This window comes from Caulobacter sp. GW456-12-1-14-TSB4 (assembly GCF_059424195.1).
On the sequence record NZ_JBWKZF010000025.1, the window covers coordinates 1 to 15158 of the forward strand.

At 65.2% G+C, this 15158-nt stretch carries 15 protein-coding genes; 8 read left to right on the forward strand and 7 right to left on the reverse strand.

Translation table 11 applies throughout. The features are described from left to right. Positions 1-340 precede the first annotated feature (340 nt). Positions 341-799 carry a nickel-responsive transcriptional regulator NikR gene (nikR, locus tag AC07YH_RS19880; protein WP_494748690.1) on the reverse strand — a complete coding sequence of 153 codons (459 nt, stop codon included), beginning with the start codon at positions 797-799 and terminating at the stop codon, positions 341-343. Between the two features lie 147 nt (positions 800-946). Here nikR and AC07YH_RS19885 point away from each other — a divergent pair, with 147 nt between their 5' ends. Then, a complete protein-coding gene (locus tag AC07YH_RS19885; RefSeq protein WP_494748691.1) occupies positions 947-2998 on the forward strand; it encodes a TonB-dependent receptor in 2052 nt (683 codons plus the stop codon). Here the strand turns inward: AC07YH_RS19885 and AC07YH_RS19890 are convergent. Further along, complete coding sequence (locus AC07YH_RS19890) at positions 2995-3630, reverse strand: ChrR family anti-sigma-E factor (protein ID WP_494748692.1); 636 nt, start codon at positions 3628-3630, stop codon at positions 2995-2997. The two genes, AC07YH_RS19885 and AC07YH_RS19890, sit on opposite strands and share 4 nt — an antisense overlap. A gap of 2 nt (positions 3631-3632) precedes the next feature. Beyond that, positions 3633-4193 carry a sigma-70 family RNA polymerase sigma factor gene (locus tag AC07YH_RS19895; protein WP_494748693.1) on the reverse strand — a complete coding sequence of 187 codons (561 nt, stop codon included), beginning with the start codon at positions 4191-4193 and terminating at the stop codon, positions 3633-3635. Between the two features lie 1646 nt (positions 4194-5839). Between AC07YH_RS19895 and AC07YH_RS19900 the strand changes: the two genes are divergently transcribed. From AC07YH_RS19900 to AC07YH_RS19910, 3 genes are all read left to right on the forward strand, one after another. Further along, entirely contained in the window at positions 5840-6268 is a 429-nt protein-coding gene (locus AC07YH_RS19900) for a hypothetical protein (protein WP_494748694.1), read from the forward strand. A gap of 67 nt (positions 6269-6335) precedes the next feature. After that, positions 6336-6521 carry a DUF3008 family protein gene (locus tag AC07YH_RS19905; RefSeq protein ID WP_494748695.1) on the forward strand — a complete coding sequence of 62 codons (186 nt, stop codon included), beginning with the start codon at positions 6336-6338 and terminating at the stop codon, positions 6519-6521. A 32-nt stretch (positions 6522-6553) separates the two neighbouring features. Beyond that, entirely contained in the window at positions 6554-7216 is a 663-nt protein-coding gene (locus AC07YH_RS19910; RefSeq protein ID WP_494748696.1) for an extensin family protein, read from the forward strand. A 12-nt stretch (positions 7217-7228) separates the two neighbouring features. On the opposite strand, the gene AC07YH_RS19915 is transcribed toward AC07YH_RS19910, so the two are convergent. Continuing rightward, the gene (locus AC07YH_RS19915; RefSeq protein ID WP_494748697.1) at positions 7229-8179 is read right to left on the reverse strand and encodes an NADP-dependent oxidoreductase; all 951 of its coding nucleotides are present in this window, start codon (positions 8177-8179) and stop codon (positions 7229-7231) included. Between the two features lie 129 nt (positions 8180-8308). Between AC07YH_RS19915 and AC07YH_RS19920 the strand changes: the two genes are divergently transcribed. Then, positions 8309-10363: an ATP-binding protein gene (locus AC07YH_RS19920; protein WP_494748698.1), complete on the forward strand. Its 2055-nt coding sequence runs from the start codon at positions 8309-8311 to the stop codon at positions 10361-10363. Between the two features lie 18 nt (positions 10364-10381). Here AC07YH_RS19920 and AC07YH_RS19925 read toward each other — a convergent pair whose 3' ends face one another. Beyond that, a complete protein-coding gene (locus AC07YH_RS19925) occupies positions 10382-11059 on the reverse strand; it encodes a ferritin-like domain-containing protein (RefSeq protein ID WP_494748699.1) in 678 nt (225 codons plus the stop codon). Positions 11060-11241: 182 nt separating this feature from the next. Here AC07YH_RS19925 and AC07YH_RS19930 point away from each other — a divergent pair, with 182 nt between their 5' ends. Continuing rightward, a complete protein-coding gene (locus AC07YH_RS19930) occupies positions 11242-12186 on the forward strand; it encodes a cation diffusion facilitator family transporter (protein ID WP_494748700.1) in 945 nt (314 codons plus the stop codon). Positions 12187-12196: 10 nt separating this feature from the next. On the opposite strand, the gene AC07YH_RS19935 is transcribed toward AC07YH_RS19930, so the two are convergent. Further along, a complete protein-coding gene (locus AC07YH_RS19935) occupies positions 12197-12475 on the reverse strand; it encodes a hypothetical protein (RefSeq protein ID WP_494748701.1) in 279 nt (92 codons plus the stop codon). Positions 12476-12758: 283 nt separating this feature from the next. Here AC07YH_RS19935 and AC07YH_RS19940 point away from each other — a divergent pair, with 283 nt between their 5' ends. Then, positions 12759-13166, forward strand: a complete 408-nt coding sequence (locus AC07YH_RS19940) for a DUF2231 domain-containing protein (RefSeq protein WP_494748702.1) — start codon at positions 12759-12761, stop codon at positions 13164-13166. Continuing rightward, entirely contained in the window at positions 13163-14461 is a 1299-nt protein-coding gene (locus tag AC07YH_RS19945) for a PQQ-dependent sugar dehydrogenase (protein ID WP_494748703.1), read from the forward strand. Before AC07YH_RS19940 ends, AC07YH_RS19945 begins: the two co-directional genes overlap by 4 nt. Positions 14462-14593: 132 nt before the next feature. Here AC07YH_RS19945 and AC07YH_RS19950 read toward each other — a convergent pair whose 3' ends face one another. Continuing rightward, a complete protein-coding gene (locus AC07YH_RS19950; RefSeq protein WP_494748704.1) occupies positions 14594-15103 on the reverse strand; it encodes a pyridoxamine 5'-phosphate oxidase family protein in 510 nt (169 codons plus the stop codon). Positions 15104-15158: the final 55 nt, after the last annotated feature.

Sequence of the window (15158 nt, forward strand, 5' to 3'; positions counted from 1 at the left end):
GTGGGGGCGGCGGCTTGGCCGAAGCGGGGGTCTCCGAGGCGATCGCGGCGGCGGTCGAGGCCGGACCATCGATCAGCGACACATAGGTGACCGGCGGTTCGGTCAAGGCGACGGCGGGGGCGCGGGCGTAGACGAAAATCACCAGAAAGGCGGCGTGCAGCAGAAGGCTGATCGCCACCACCATCGCCTGTCGTCGCCAGCTTTTCATGCCGCGACCTAATCACCTGATGAAAAACCAGGGAAGCCGGTGATCTAAAAACTTCGCGGATCCGTATTCGTTTTTTGACGGAAGGAACGCGAATTATTCGCGCGCTTCATTGCGCCTATTTCTTTGAGATATTCAGGCTGACGTCTCGCTCTGCACTTCATCGTGAGAGTGATGGTGATGGGCTCCGTCGCTCGGATTGAGCGCGATCAGGTTCAGTTCGCCGAAATGGACGCCGCGCTCGGCCCAGAGGTTTTCGGCGAAGGCGCGCACCTTGGCCCTGTCGCCTTTCAGGACGGCCGTTTCCAGGCAGGTCTCATGGTCCAGATGGACATGCATCGTCGAGACCAGCAACTCATGGTGATCATGGCCGATCTCGGTTATCCGCTGAGCCAGCGCCCGGGTGTGGTGATTGTACACATAGGACAGGCTAGCGACGCACGGACCGTCGATCTCATCCGAGGCGCGCGCTTGCACGGCCTTGCGCATCACGTCGCGGATCGCCTCCGACCGGCTCGTATAGCCCTGCTCGGCGATCAGGGCGTCGAAGGCCTCGGCCAGTTCCTCTTCCAGCGAAATCGTTACGCGTTGCATCGAACTCTCCTGTCGGCGCGCCGATAGGAGCCCAGCCCTCCGGGAAAAGAAACCCGTTCTCCGGTGATCCGCGACCGGCGTGTGAACGTAGTGGGAATTGTTCATACGCAGCGGCGCCCCAAGCGATCGCGGTTGGAGGGGGAAGTCATGAGCCAGCGTTATTGGGTGAGCCTTGTCTGTGGCCTGACGATCGCGTCCCCTACGAGCGCCGCCGTGGCCGCCGAGCGGGCGGACGACGACGCGCCGGTCGCCACGGCGACGATGGACGCCGAGGTTGCTCCGCTTTATGTCTGGGGCAAGCGCGAAGGGCTGATCGGGAAGGCCAACTCGGCCAGCGAGGGCGAGGTGTCCTTCGCCGCCTATGCCGACCGTCCCATGCTGCGGCCTGGCGAACTGGCCGAAGTCATTCCGGGCCTGGCCGTGACCCAGCACTCCGGGACGGGCAAGGCCAACCAGTACTTCCTGCGCGGCTTCAACCTGGACCACGGCACCGACTTCTCGGTCAGCTTCGACGGCGTGCCGCTGAACCTGCGGACCCACGCCCACGGCCAGGGTTACCTGGACCTGAACGGGATCACGCCGGAATTCGTCGAGACCATCGACTACCGAAAGGGACCCTATTCGGCGCAGGTCGGCGACTTCTCCGCCGCCGGGGCGGCGGACTTTCGCGCCTTCGCGACGCTGCCGGACAGTTTTCTAGAAGCACAGGGCGGCCAGCACGGTTTTGGCCGGCTGGTCGGCGGGCTCAATCTCCCCGAGGAGATGGGCATGATCGGCGTCGATCTGCAGGCCGGCGACGGCCCCTGGGTCAATGACGAGCGCCTGCGCCGCGCCAGCGTCTTGGCCAGGGCAGGGAAGGGCGCCTGGTCGATCAGCGCTCTGGCTTATGGCGCCCGCTGGCGTTCGACGGATCAGGTCCCCCAGCGGGCCATCGATGCGGGGGTGATTTCGCGTCTGGGAACGATCGACGATACGGACGGCGGCAAGACCAGCCGCTTCATCGTGGCCGCGCATTGGCGCCCGGACACCGACACCCAAGCCATGGTCTATGCCCAGAAATACCGGGTGAACCTGTGGTCGAACTTCACCTACTTCCTCGACGACCCGGTCCATGGCGACCAGTTCGAGCAGGCCGAGGACCGCTGGGTCCTGGGCGGCTCGGCCTCGCGGGCCTGGACGCTGAGCGACGATTGGACGGTCAAGGTCGGCGGCGAAGCCCGCTACGACCGCATAGGCAAAATCGGGCTCTACCGCACCCAGGCCCGACGGCGCCTTTCCACCGATCGCGAGGATCGTGTCGACGAGCTTTCCGGCGGGGTGTGGAGCGAGGCGACCTGGTCGTCGGGGCCAGTGCGCGCGACCTTCGGTCTCCGCGCCGACGCGATCGGCGTGGATGTCCAGTCCGATACACCGGCCAACTCCGGGTCGCGGGCCCAGGCCTTCGTCAGTCCCAAGCTCGCCCTAGCCTATCGAGTCTCGCCGACGCTGGAGCTCTATGCCGACGCCGGGCGGGGCTACCATTCCAACGACGCGCGGGGAGCCGTCGCCACCGTGGCGCCCGTCACCCTGGACCCGATCGATCCGGTGTCCCTGTTCGCGGCCGCGACCGGCGGCGAGGTCGGCGCGCGCTATGAGCGTGGTGGGCTGAACGCCAGCCTCGCGGTCTGGACGCTGAACCTGAAATCGGAGCTGGTCTATTCCGGCGACGGCGGCGACACCGAGGCAACAGATGGGACCCGACGCCTTGGCGTCGAGGCGCTGATGAACTGGGTCGTACGCCCGGGGCTCAATCTCGATATCAGCGGGGCGTTGACGCGTGCGCGTTACAGGAACGCCGCGGGCGGCGCCGATCGGATCCCCAACGCGCTCGACTATGTGCTGACCGCCGGCGCCACGGTCGCGCTGACCGCCGCCAGCAGCGTCCAGGTCACGGTCCGAAGGCTGGGACCCGCCGCGCTCATCGAGGACAACAGCGCCCGATCAAAGCCGGCCACGGTGGCCAACCTGTCCTACGGCTATCGCCTTTCCCGCGCCAAGCTTTCCCTGGAGGTGCTCAACGTCTTTGACAGCGGCGACAACGACATCACCTATTTCTACGCATCGCGCCTGCCTGGCGAGCCCGCCGAGGGCGTCGAGGACTATCACCTGCATCCGATGGAGCCGCGCCAGGTGCGCGCCTCGGTGCGCTACGCCTTCTAAATCCCCAGAAGAGGGCGGATCATTCGCGACCAACCACGCCATTGGACCCGGCCCTGCATGGCGATCAGGCAGGCGCACGGCCCATCGGCGGACACGCGCAGTTCATGCTCGGAGTGCGCGACGCTCTCGACGAAATCACCGGCGCTATAGAGCTCGCCGTCCATGAAGCTGCCGGAGAGCACAGCGATCAGTTCCCCACCGCGGTGTCCGTGCGTGGGGACCACCGATCGCGCCGGCGCCCGCAGCAGAAAGGTCCGCCATCCATCGTGAACCGCTGCGTTGACGGGCGCGGCCCAAAGGCCGGGGCCCAGCCATCGGCGCGGGCCAAGGCCCGCCCGCGCGGCTGCGAGGGGAATTTCTACGTCCCCGACGGTTGTCTTCGAGATGATCGGCGCATCGGGGCCGGGATCGTCCATGCGCGCCATGACGCGCTCCAGAGCGTCGGGGGCCATTTCGCTCGGCGGCAGGGCCGCGAGCATGCGGCCTTCAGCTTCCTCGATTTTGGAAACGAGCGCTCGGCACGCCTGACAGGTCTCCAGGTGCGCCGCGACCACGATCGAAGCGGCGAGCGGGAGTTCACCCGTGGCGTAGCTTGCGAGGCGGTGAGGGGAAACGTGATGCGAGGTACGCAAACTCAATCATCCAGGAGCGACCGAAGATAGGCGGCCGCGAGCCTGATACGCGATTTCACAGTTCCTAGGGGTAAGCCAAGATGGTGAGCGATCTGTGGATGCGTTTTTTCCTCGAAGAATGATAATCGAAGCACAGTCGACTGCTCGACGGACAAAGTCCCCATCGCTGCCTGCAGTCTCATTTCGCCCTGTTTGGCGCGAAGCTCTTCCTCGGGTGTGCTGGGCTGGTCGGGGTCGTTGTCCGCGGGCCGGTCGTCTGGATGGCGTTCCCGCCTCAGATAGTCGACGCGCAGATTGCGAGCGATCGTATAGATCCAGGCCGAGGCGGTCGCCCTCTGCGGATCGAATTGATCGGCTTTGCGCCAGACGTTCAGGAAGGTTTCCTGAGTGAGCTCCTCGGCGATCGCGTTGCTCATGCCGTGGCGGACCAGATAGGTCTTTATCTTTGGCGCGAAGTAGCGATAGAGCGCCACGAAGCTCCCGCGATTACGGTCTTGCGCGATCGCGACGATCCAGGCCTCGGGAGAAACGGCTAAGGGCAATAAAACCACGACCTCACTCATCAAGGTTCGCCTCCGAATGAGAGGTCCTTGGAACGGCGGGCCAGGAAGCCAAGGCGTCCAGCCCTCGCCGAAAGGTACGTTGCCAGGGTCGCGAGCGGATGCAGCTGTAGGGCGTTCGGTTTGTCGCTTTAAAAGTCATAAAGATCCGCCGCCCCGCTCGATATCCGAACGCGGTGGTGGGCGCTTTGTTGCCACAATAGGATTAGTTACCGCCGCGAACTTCGCGCGCAGACGCAATTGACCAACCTATCGCAAACTGGGCGGTAGGGTCGTCTATGCCATCGCGGATTTGCAGGCTTGGGCCGACGCAGGAACGAAGCGCCATACGGCTGACCCCCACGGTGGACATTCAGCGCCGCTAAGCTCGACGAGTAAGCGTCCCCGTCCTGTTCGCAAATAGACGCCTGGCGTGTACACTGCGTGTACAGTGAGGGTGGCTTTGGGCGTGTTTTTCGCACCTCGGACTCAGCTAACTCATTGAAATCATTGAATCGGATTTCTGTCGGTCCAATTATCCAATAGGGCAATTGGCGTAGAAATTATTGAATAAAATCAGAGACTTATGACGAAATTTTCCGTAGCGCCCATGATGGATTGGGGTGATTCTGTATAAAATCCAATAACTTATGATTTGTCGTGTGCGCAAATTGCACACGAAATTGCCATTCCTTTCCGTTCCTTTTCCATTCTTAGTGTGCGCGGAAATGCATCGGACCGGCAGTCGCAAGCGGTTGCTTAAGGTCCGTGAGGCTCTGATCCATTTCATACGATAGGTTGAGTGGACTTGAGCGAGGCGGCTCTAGCCGCAAGATTTGCCTAATCGCCTCCGTTCGGTTTGCTTCCTGGAAACCCCTCGGGGCATTAGGGCCCGTAGGGGCGGGAGCTCATCTTGAGTGATCGCCGCTACGACGACATCGTGGCTGATCTCTAAGGCCACGCCGCGCGCATAAAGCTTCAAGCCAACGAGCAAAGGCTCGGAAGGCGCTTCATTGTATCGGCCCGGCTTGCCTTCGAGGTCATCGAGGGACAGGCCTCGACCTTAGCCTGGGCTGAGGTTAGCCATCGGTCATGGAGTTCTGTCGAGAAGGCTCGACTATCTGCGCTGGGCGCCTGCGCTCTCACTAAGCGTTTAGACGACTATCTTGCGCTTTGCGTGGAGATGGACCGGACACTGCACCGGGAGTATGTGCGTCTGGAGCCTGAGGCTCGCGAATATAGCGTCGCATTTCGTAGCCGTAGCTTCCAACTGGCCTATTACGGCTTTGGTGCAAAAGCGCTGGGCTTCGACTATATGGGTCATTCGAATGGGCGATCTCGCGATCGCAGCTTGGCTTCTGGCGGTCGAATCAAGGAGGTCGAAGCCCTAAGCTCTGGCCAATTGCATTTTGTGCTTGAGAACCGGTACGCGCTTTACCCTCAAGAACACGGGGAAGTCTTCGGAACCAATAGGCTTTGGCGTGGCGAAGCCGCCTCGATCCGACGTCTTATGCTTAAATTCTGGCTGGTAGCTGCATGCCCACCACAAGCGCTCCGGTTTCCGTGCTGAACCCGGCGCCGCCCTTTGGTGTTGTCATTGGATGACATCATCCTCGCTTCTCCCCTCGGCCTTGATCGGCGCTGTCGCATCGGCCCGTTCCATGACGCCCATGGCGGCTCTCGCCACGGCGCGCTTGGCGGGCCGCGCCACGCCTGGGCGGCTCGTGCTGCTGGATCATCCGCTTTTCAAGTTCGGCGCGCTCGCGATGGGCGTTGGAGAGCTGTTCGGCGACAAGATGAAGACGGCGCCCGACCGGACCGTCTTCCTGGGCTTGCTGGCCCGGGTGATGAGCGCCGGCATCGCTGGCGCGGCGCTGGCGCCGAAGGGCAAGGAACGCGCGGGCGCGGTGGTCGCTGTGGGCGCCGCGGTGCCGCTCGCCTACCTCACCCTGGCCGGACGCAAGCGTGGCATGGCACGCGTCGGCCAGACGCGGAGCGGGCTTATCGAGGACGCGATCATCGTCGCCGCCGGAGCCGCCGTCGTGGCCTTGGCTGTCGGCCGGCGGCCTCTCGGTTCGGTGGGGCCGTTCCTGCGCTGAGTGGCGGGCCGTCCCTAGACACCAATTTGGCGATGGCGCGTTGACTGGCGAGCAGAGGAGTTTTGCCATGCCCGCCAAGTCAGCCGCCCAGCAGAAAGCCGCTGGAGCCGCCCTGTCCGCCAAGCGCGGCGACACGCCCAAGAGCAAGCTGAAGGGCGCGTCCAAATCGATGCTGTCGATGAGCGAGAAACAGCTCGAGGAATTCGCCCACACCAAGCGCAACGGTAAGCCCGAGCACGTCGGGGAACGGTGAGGCCACCGCGTCTTCATCTCGCTGCGCTGACATTGCTGACGGCCTGCGCGGCCTGCCAGCCGCTGTCCGAACTCGGCTTCGATCGGCGTCCCGTCCATATCACCGAGCCCATCGACGGTACGACCCGTGGCCGTCTGCTGAATGCGGTCGAGACGTCCCCGGCCTGCGCGGCTTGGCTGGCCGGCGCGGGCCTGACCTTCCGGCCGGTCGCCGACCGGACCGAGGACACCTATTGCCAGGTGACCGGAGCCGGGAACTTGGTCGACGCCACGCCCAGGATTGATCCGGCCTTGTCGCCGGCGCGGCCGATGATGGCCTGTGATCTCGCCGCCGCCGTGGCGGTCTGGCGCCGACAGTCGGTGGGACCGGCCGCTCGCGAGCTCCTAGGAACAGACGTGCGGCAGATCGACCATCTGGGCGTCTATGCCTGTCGCGGCGTCGGCGATCCGGTCACGGGCCGGCCCAGCGCCCACGCGCGCGCCGAGGCCATCGACATCGCCGGCTTCCGGCTGGCCAATGGCCGGCGCATCTCTGTCGAGAAGGACTGGAACGGGCAGGGGACCGAGGCGGCCTTCCTGCGCCGCGTGCGCGACGACGCCTGCCGCGTGTTCGGCGTGACCCTGTCGCCGGACTACAACGCCGCCCACGCCAACCACCTGCATCTGGAGACGGGGCGTGGCGGGCTATGCAGTTAAGGCATCAGAACGTTAGTCGATGGTCAGCACGATCTTGCCGCGCACATGGGCTTCTTCAAGCTGCTGGTGGGCGGTCTTGATCTCGTCGATCGGATAGGTCTCCGATACCACGACCTTGACCTTCCCGGCGTCGATCAGATCGGCGATCTCTTTCAGCTGGGCGGCATTCGGCTGGGCGGTATAGCGCGGCGCGGTGCGGGCCTTGTGGGCGGCGGCCTTAGCCTTGTCGGGTTCCTGCAGGGTGGAGACCATGATTCCGCCTTCGCGCAAGACAGCCCAGGAGCGCTCCTGGGTTTCGCCGGCAATGAGGTCGAAGACCACGTCGATGTCGCTGGTGACGTCCTCGAAGCGCTCGTTCTTGTAGTCGATGGCCATGTCGGCCCCGAGCTCGCGGACGAAGTCCAGATCGTGCTCCGAGGCGGTGGTGAAGACGCTCGCCCCCTTGGCCTTGGCCAGCTGGATGGCGAAGTGGCCGACCCCGCCGGCGCCGCCATGGATCAGCACCTTCTGGCCGGCCTGGAGGCCGCCGTAGTCGAAGAGGCCTTGCCAGGCGGTGATCGCCGCCAGCGGGACGCCCGCGGCGTGGATCAGGTCGATGGATGTCGGCGCGGCGACCAATTCGACGGCCTTGACCATCACGAACCGAGCCTGGGCGCCGCGATCCTGGCCGATGAAGGCGAAGACCGGGTCACCCTTGCTGAGCATGTAGTGCGCGCGCGTGCCCACTGCCTCAATCACCCCGGCCAGGTCGCGGCCCAGGGTGACTGGCAGGTCGCCTTCCTTGACCGCCGGATACTTGCCTTCCCGGATCTTGTGATCGACCGGATTGGCGCTGGCGGCGGTCACCCGCACCAGGACCTCGTCGTCCTGCGGCTGGGGAATGTCGATGGTCTCGATCACAAGCACGTCACGGTCGCCGAAGCGGTTCAGTCGCACGGCCTTGTTCGTCACGCTGTCGCTCATCGCGGGTCTCCAGGGGGATGAACCCAAAACCGCCGACGAAGCGAGACGATCCCGACGACGTCGCTTTGTCGTCTGAGGTCCACGCCGGCAGAGCTTGCAGGTCTTGGCCGCCCAAGGCACGAAAGGGGGATGAACACGATCGTCGGCGGGCGGCAGCCGCAATCAAGGCAGACCGACGCCCTGCTCAAGGAGCTGGGCGCGTCCGACGCCGTCCACGCCATCCTGGAGATCGTGTGCCGCACGACGGGACTGGGCTTCGCGGCCATCGCCCACGTGACGGACAGCCGCTGGGTGGCCTGCCAGGTTCGCGACGAGATCGCCTTCGGGCTTGAGGCCGGCGGAGAGCTGCCGGTCAAGACGACGCTGTGCGACACCGTCCGGGGCTCGCGGGACTCGATCGTCATCGACGAGGTCGCCGTCGATCCGATCTACCGCGACCACCACACGCCGGCCACCTATGGCCTGCAGAGCTACATCGCCTATCCGATCATCCTCTCGAGCGGGGAGCTGTTCGGCACGCTCTGCGCCATCGACCCCAAGCCCCACCGCGTGGACACCGTCGAGATCCGCGGCATGTTCACGCTGTTCGCCCAGCAGATCGCCGCCCACATCGAGCGGATCCGCGCCTCGGCTGAGGCGGCCATCCTCGAGCACCGGGTCGCCGACGTGCTGGCCGAGAAGAAGGTCTATGCCGATATCGTGGAGACCTCGACGGCGGCGATCACGGCCCTAGGCCCTGACTGGGCGATCCTGGCCATCAACCGGGCCAACGTCGAGGCGTTCGAGCGCGCCTATGGCAAACGCCCAAAGGTCGGCGACGATTTCCAGGCCCTGTTCGAGGACATCCCCGACCAGATCGAGCAGCAGCGGGCGATTTGGACGCGCGCCCTGGAAGGTGAAACCTTCGTGGTGGTCGGCGAGTTCGGCGACGGTGCCTTCGAGAAGCGCAATTACGAGGTCCGCTTCACGCCGCTGCTGAATAGCCAGGGCGAGCGGATCGGCGCTTCCAGCACGTCCTACGACGTCACCGCGCGCGTCCAGGCCGAGGTCCAGTTGGCCCTGGCCCAGGAGCAACTGCTTCAAGCCCAGAAGATGGAGGCCATGGGGCAGCTGACCGGCGGCGTGGCGCATGACTTCAACAATCTCCTGACCCCCATCGTGGGCAGTCTGGATTTGCTGCAGCAGCGCGGCGTCGGCGGTGAGTGCGAGGCGCGCCTGATCGAGGCAGCTCTGCAATCGGCCGAGCGGGCCCGCACCCTGGTCCACCGTCTCCTTGCCTTTGCTCGCCGCCAGCCCCTGCAGCCCAAGGCCGTCGATATCAGCGCGCTGGTCCGGGGCATGGGCGATCTCGTCACCAGCACGGTCGGTGCTCGCATCCGCCTGGAGATCGACCTGGCCGAGGGCCTTCCCCATGCTCACGCCGATCCCCACCAACTGGAGATGGCGCTGCTGAACCTCATCGTGAACGCCCGCGACGCCATGCCGGACGGTGGGATCCTGCGCATCGTCGCGCGTCACGAGATCATCGGCGCCGGGCACGCGGCTGTCGTCCAGCCTGGCGACTATGTCCGGATGTCGGTCTGCGACACCGGCGCGGGCATGGACGAGGCCACCTTGGCCAAGGCGATCGAACCGTTCTTCTCCACCAAGGGCGTGGGCAAGGGCACGGGCCTGGGCCTCTCCATGGTCGAGGGGCTGGCCCGGCAGCTGGGCGGCGCGGTGATGATCCGCAGCCAATTGACGGTCGGCACCGAGATCGATCTTTTGCTGCCGGTCAGTCAGGCCACGCCTATCCTGGTCGATGCTCGGCTCGTCGAGGGCGCGCGCGGACCGAGGCGCGCTGGCGTGGCGCTGATCGTCGATGACGAGGACGCCGTGCGGCTCAGCACCGCCGAGATGCTCGCCGACCTCGGCTATCTTGTCGTGGAGGTGGCCTCGGCCGAGGAGGCGCTGGAGAAGATCCGCGGCGGCGTTTGCCCGCAACTGGTGGTGACCGACCACATCATGCCCGGTCTCAGCGGCACCGAGCTGGCGCTGACCTTGGCGAAGGAATGTCCTGAACTCCCCGTGCTGATCGTTTCGGGCTACGCCGAGGAGGACGGTATCCCCGTGGGCTTGGCTCGGCTCACCAAGCCGTTTCGCCGTGTCGAACTGGCCGCGAGCCTCGGCAATCTGCTGGGTTAGGAATGGGCGGATTGGCGATCAGGCCGCCGAAAGGGCCGGTTCCGGTGCCATCTCGCCGTCGTGCTGATCGGGCCAGGTCGTGCGGCGGCGCAGAGCGGGAGCGAGGAACAGCACCGGCAGTTTGAACAGCAGCAATTCACCATGGACGAAGCTGTCTATGGTGCGCTCGCGCCAATTGGCCTGACGTCGGCCATGGTCGATGAGCCAAGCGTCATAAGGGGCCCAGTGACTGGGTTCGTCCTGCTCGATGACCTTGAAGATCTTGATGAGCTGGCTGTCCTTGGCGACTTTCGGATCGCGCAGCAGCGCCTCGACCTGGCGATGGCCGCGCTTCTCGGTCAGGGAGATGACCCGGCAGAGCCGTTCGAAGACGTCCTCGCGGCCGATCTGGTGAGTGTCCAGGGCATCGATCGGCGAGCCGAACACGATCTCCACGAACCGGTCGATGTGGCCGCACGCCCGGTCGATGTCGAAGGGCATGATCCCGCGCCGTTCGAACCAGCGGCGGAACATCAGATAGTGCTTGCGCTCGTCCGCCCTGTGGCTTTCCACCCGCGTGATCAGCGCCTGATCGTCGGGCCAGCTTACCTGGATCGCCGCCAGCATGCGGTCGATGGCTGTGTAGCCGCGATGCTCGTTGTAGAGATAGATCGAGCAGAGCAGCTCCAGAAACCGATGGTGAAACCCCTTGGCCATCTTGGCTTCCCCTGGCTCGGGCGGCTTGGACGCCGAGCTCTGCTGCTAACTTGGCTATAACGGCGGCCGACGCGGCTTGTTCCGGATACGAACCTTGGCGCTTGGCCTCTTTGGCCGCGCCGTTCCGCAACGACACTGCAAGCGATCCGGAACGGCCAAAGGACGGGCGACGTTGAGGCCCCATGGCCGCCACCGGACCCCGCAACAGTTCCGCGACCGTCGTCTACGCCGCGCTGGCCGGAAACCTGGCCATCGCCGTCACCAAGTTCGTTGCTTTCGGCCTGACCGGATCTTCGGCGATGCTGACCGAGGCGATCCACTCGGCCGTGGACACCGGCAATCAAGGCCTCCTTCTGCTGGGTCTCAAACGTTCGGCGCGACCGCCCAGCCAGACCCATCCGTTCGGCTACGGCATGGAACTCTACTTCTGGGCCTTCGTCGTGGCGCTGCTGATCTTCGCTCTGGGCGGGGCCTTCTCGATCTACGAAGGCTGGCTGAAGGTCCTGCGTCCCGAACCGATCGACCACGCCTGGATCAACTTCGTGGTCATCGGCCTGGCGATGATGTTCGAAGGCGGCTCGTTCCTGGTCGCCTGGAAGGAATTCAAACGCTCGCGCGGCGACACGCCGTTCCTCACCGCCCTGCGGCGCAGCAAGGATCCCTCGGTCTTCGCCGTATTGCTCGAGGATGGCGCGGCCCTGATCGGTCTGGTCCTGGCCGCACTGGGCGTGGCGGGCAGTTCGCTCGGCGTCGCCTGGGCCGATGGCGCGGCCTCGATGGCGATTGGGGTTCTGCTGTTGATGGTGGCGATCTTCCTGGCCAACGAGACCCGTAGCTTGCTGACAGGGGAGGCCGCTTCGCCCCGCATCGTGGCGGCGGTCAACGCGACCCTGACCGCCGACCCTCGCGTCGAGACCGTCATCGAGGTGCTCTCCATGCACCTGGGGCCGCAGGAAATCCTCCTGGGCGTCACCCTGGACTTCAAGGACGCTCTGACCGCCGGCGAACTGGAAGACGCGGCCGACACGTTCGCCGACGCGATCCGGACGGTGGACCCGCGCATCACCCGGGTCTTCATTCGCTCGGGCCGAGCCCGGCAGGCCTATGCCAGGCCGCTGCCGGCGTAAGGCCCTGGTGTCAATGAAACGCCGTGCTGGGCCAGTGCTTATTGGCGAACTCGCCGATCCATATCCTGATGAACCGCTGGGCGTCCGCGTGCGACACCGGGATCGGACGAGCCCGTAGCGTCTCGACCAGGTCCAGGACGCCGGCGCGGAGATCGTCCCACTGCGCGAGCGTCTCGGCGTCCGCGACGCCGCTCTCCACGGCCTGACGTATCGTGGTCAGACGTTGGAAGACAGGATCGGCGTCGCCGGACGACGTGTCGAAGCGAGCGAAACGATAGGGTTGATCCATGGCGTGCGCGTCCTAGCGCCAGTTGGCGGCATGGGCGGTCACGCTCGCTAGCACAGCGGCGATTATCGCGGCCCTGACCGTGTCAGCGCGTGTCATTTGTCCATCCTGAAAGCCCGCAAACCAACGTTCTGGCTAGGCCGGATGTTCCCGCCACACTTGGCGAACCGGCGCCCATTCCGCGCGGCGTCATGAAACCTATCGTACGCCCAGGAATTGCTCCGCTAGCGCCACCGGCGGCGCGCGTGCGGAGTCTTCCATGCCAACGTCCAGAGGGATCGGCGCAATGCCGCTCCATCCCCTTCACGCCATTCTGCTGGCATTTCCGTTGGCTCTGTTCTCGTCGGGTCTGGCCTCCGACATCGCTTATCTCAAGAGCGCTTTCGTCCAGTGGACGAACTTCTCGGCCTGGCTGATCGCCGGCGGCTGCTTCTTCGGTGGGCTGGTCCTGGCCTGGGCCATCGTCGCGGTGGTGTTCCCGGGACGCACCACGCGCGGACGGGCTCTGGCCTATCTGGCGGCGGTGGCGGTGATGTTCATCTCGGGCCTGATCAATTCTTTTCAGCACAGCCATGACGGCTGGAGCTCGGTGGGATCGTTCGGCCTGACCCTGTCGATCTTCTCGACCGTGGCGGCGCTGGTCGCCGGCGTGATCGGCTATTCGGAACAACGCATCGAAGGGATCGCCCGATGAGCGCGCGCTGGCTTCTCCTCGCCGCTTCGGTGCTGGCTCTGCAGGGCTGCGGCCGCAGCGATCCGGGCCTAGACCAGACCGGGGCCGGCAAGCCGCCGCTGCCCGATCAGCAGCAGACCCTGCTGCCGCCAATGAAGATCGCCAAGCCGGCCGGCTGGGACAATGCGACTCCGACCGCGCCCAAGGGCTTCACCGTCACGGCCCTGGCCACCGACCTGAAGGTCCCGCGCCAGATGCTGGTCCTTCCCAACGGTGACATCCTGGTGGCCGAGGGCGCGGGTGGGGCGCAGGCGCCCAAGGTCCGACCCAAGGACATCATCGCCGGCTACATCAAGGCGACGGGCAAGACCAAGGTGAAGGGCGGCAACCGGATCACCTTGCTGCGCGACGCCGATGGCGACGGCCGGGCCGAGGTCAAGGAGACTCTGGTTGAAGGGCTAAACGCACCTTATGGCCTGGCCTTCGTCGACGGACAGCTCTACGTCGCCAATCAAGACGCGTTGCTGCGTTTCCCGTTCCAGCCCGGCCAGACCAAGATCACCGACAAAGGCGTCGAGGTCACCAAGTTGCCCTCGCGGATCAACCACCACTGGACCAAGTCGCTGGCCGCCAGCGCCGACGGGACCAAGCTCTATGTCGGCATCGGCTCCAACAGCAATGTCGGCGAGCGTGGCCTGGACGTCGAGGAAGACCGCGCGACGGTCTGGGAGATCGATCGCCTGACCGGCGCGCATCGTGCGCTGGCGCAAGGCATCCGCAATCCGACGGCGCTGGCCATCGAGCCCACGACCAATACTCTCTGGGCTGTGGTCAACGAGCGCGACGAACTGGGCCCACAACTCGTGCCGGACTACCTGACCGCGGTTCGTGACGGGGCCTTCTATGGCTGGCCCTACAGCTATTGGGGCCAGAACGTCGATCCGCGCGTGCATCCGCAGAAGCCGGACATGGTGGCCAAGGCGACCGTGCCCGACTATGCCCTGGGCTCGCACGTGGCGGCGCTGGGCGTCAGCTTCGCGCGCGACGGCGGCTTTGGCGGCGACTTCCGCGAGGGGGTGTTCGTCGGCCAGCACGGTAGCTGGAACCGCCAGGACCTCTCCGGTTACAAGGTCGTGTGGATCCCGTTCGCGGGCGGGCGTCCCAATGGCAAGCCGGTCGATTTCGTCACCGGCTTCCTCGACGGTCAGAAGGCGCGCGGCCGTCCGGTCGGCGTGGCTTTCGACCCTGCCAAGCGCATCCTGCTGATCGCCGACGACCTCTCCAACACCGTTTGGCGCGTAGCCCCGGCGAAGTGACCTAGCTCAGCCAGGCCGCGCCGGGTTCCCGGCGGGGCCTTTTCGCCAACCCACTACGGTCAGCACAGCGATGACAGCGCTGCGCGCTAGGCGCACGACGGCGGGGTTGGGGCGGTATCGCGATCGGAGTGGTTAGAGCGCCACCTTGGCGTTGTCGCCCATTTCCGGCGCAGCGCCGGTCACGGCCGCCACGACCATCTTCGCCAGCGCCACGGCCCTGCCCGGGCTGTCCCACAGTTCGCCGTTCTCGGGCGTGAACGTCACAAGCCTGATCGAAGGATCGGTCTCGTCCGCCCACCAAGCTTCATCGAACTTGGTCCACAGCTCGGCGATCTTGGTCCGGTCATCGCTCACGCGGGCCGTACCCATCATCACCACGTACTTGTAGTGGCTATTGTCGGCCCAGGCGCAGGAAACGCTGGGGAAGTGCTCGACCTGGCCGTTCTTGTCGCCTTCGACATCGACCAGGAAATAGATGGCATGCTCGTCGCGACGCACGCGCGCCGACAGCGGACGGCTGTGTTGCTGCTCGCCATCCCAGGTCGTGAACATGCAGATATCGATCTTCTCGGCCAACTCCCAGATGCGATCCTGCACCTCTTGGGGTGACTTGGGATTATCGTCGGTCCGTTCCTTGGCCATCGCCGTGTCCTCTTGAGTTGGACTTTGCAAACGCACCGACGTCCTGCCCGTTGCC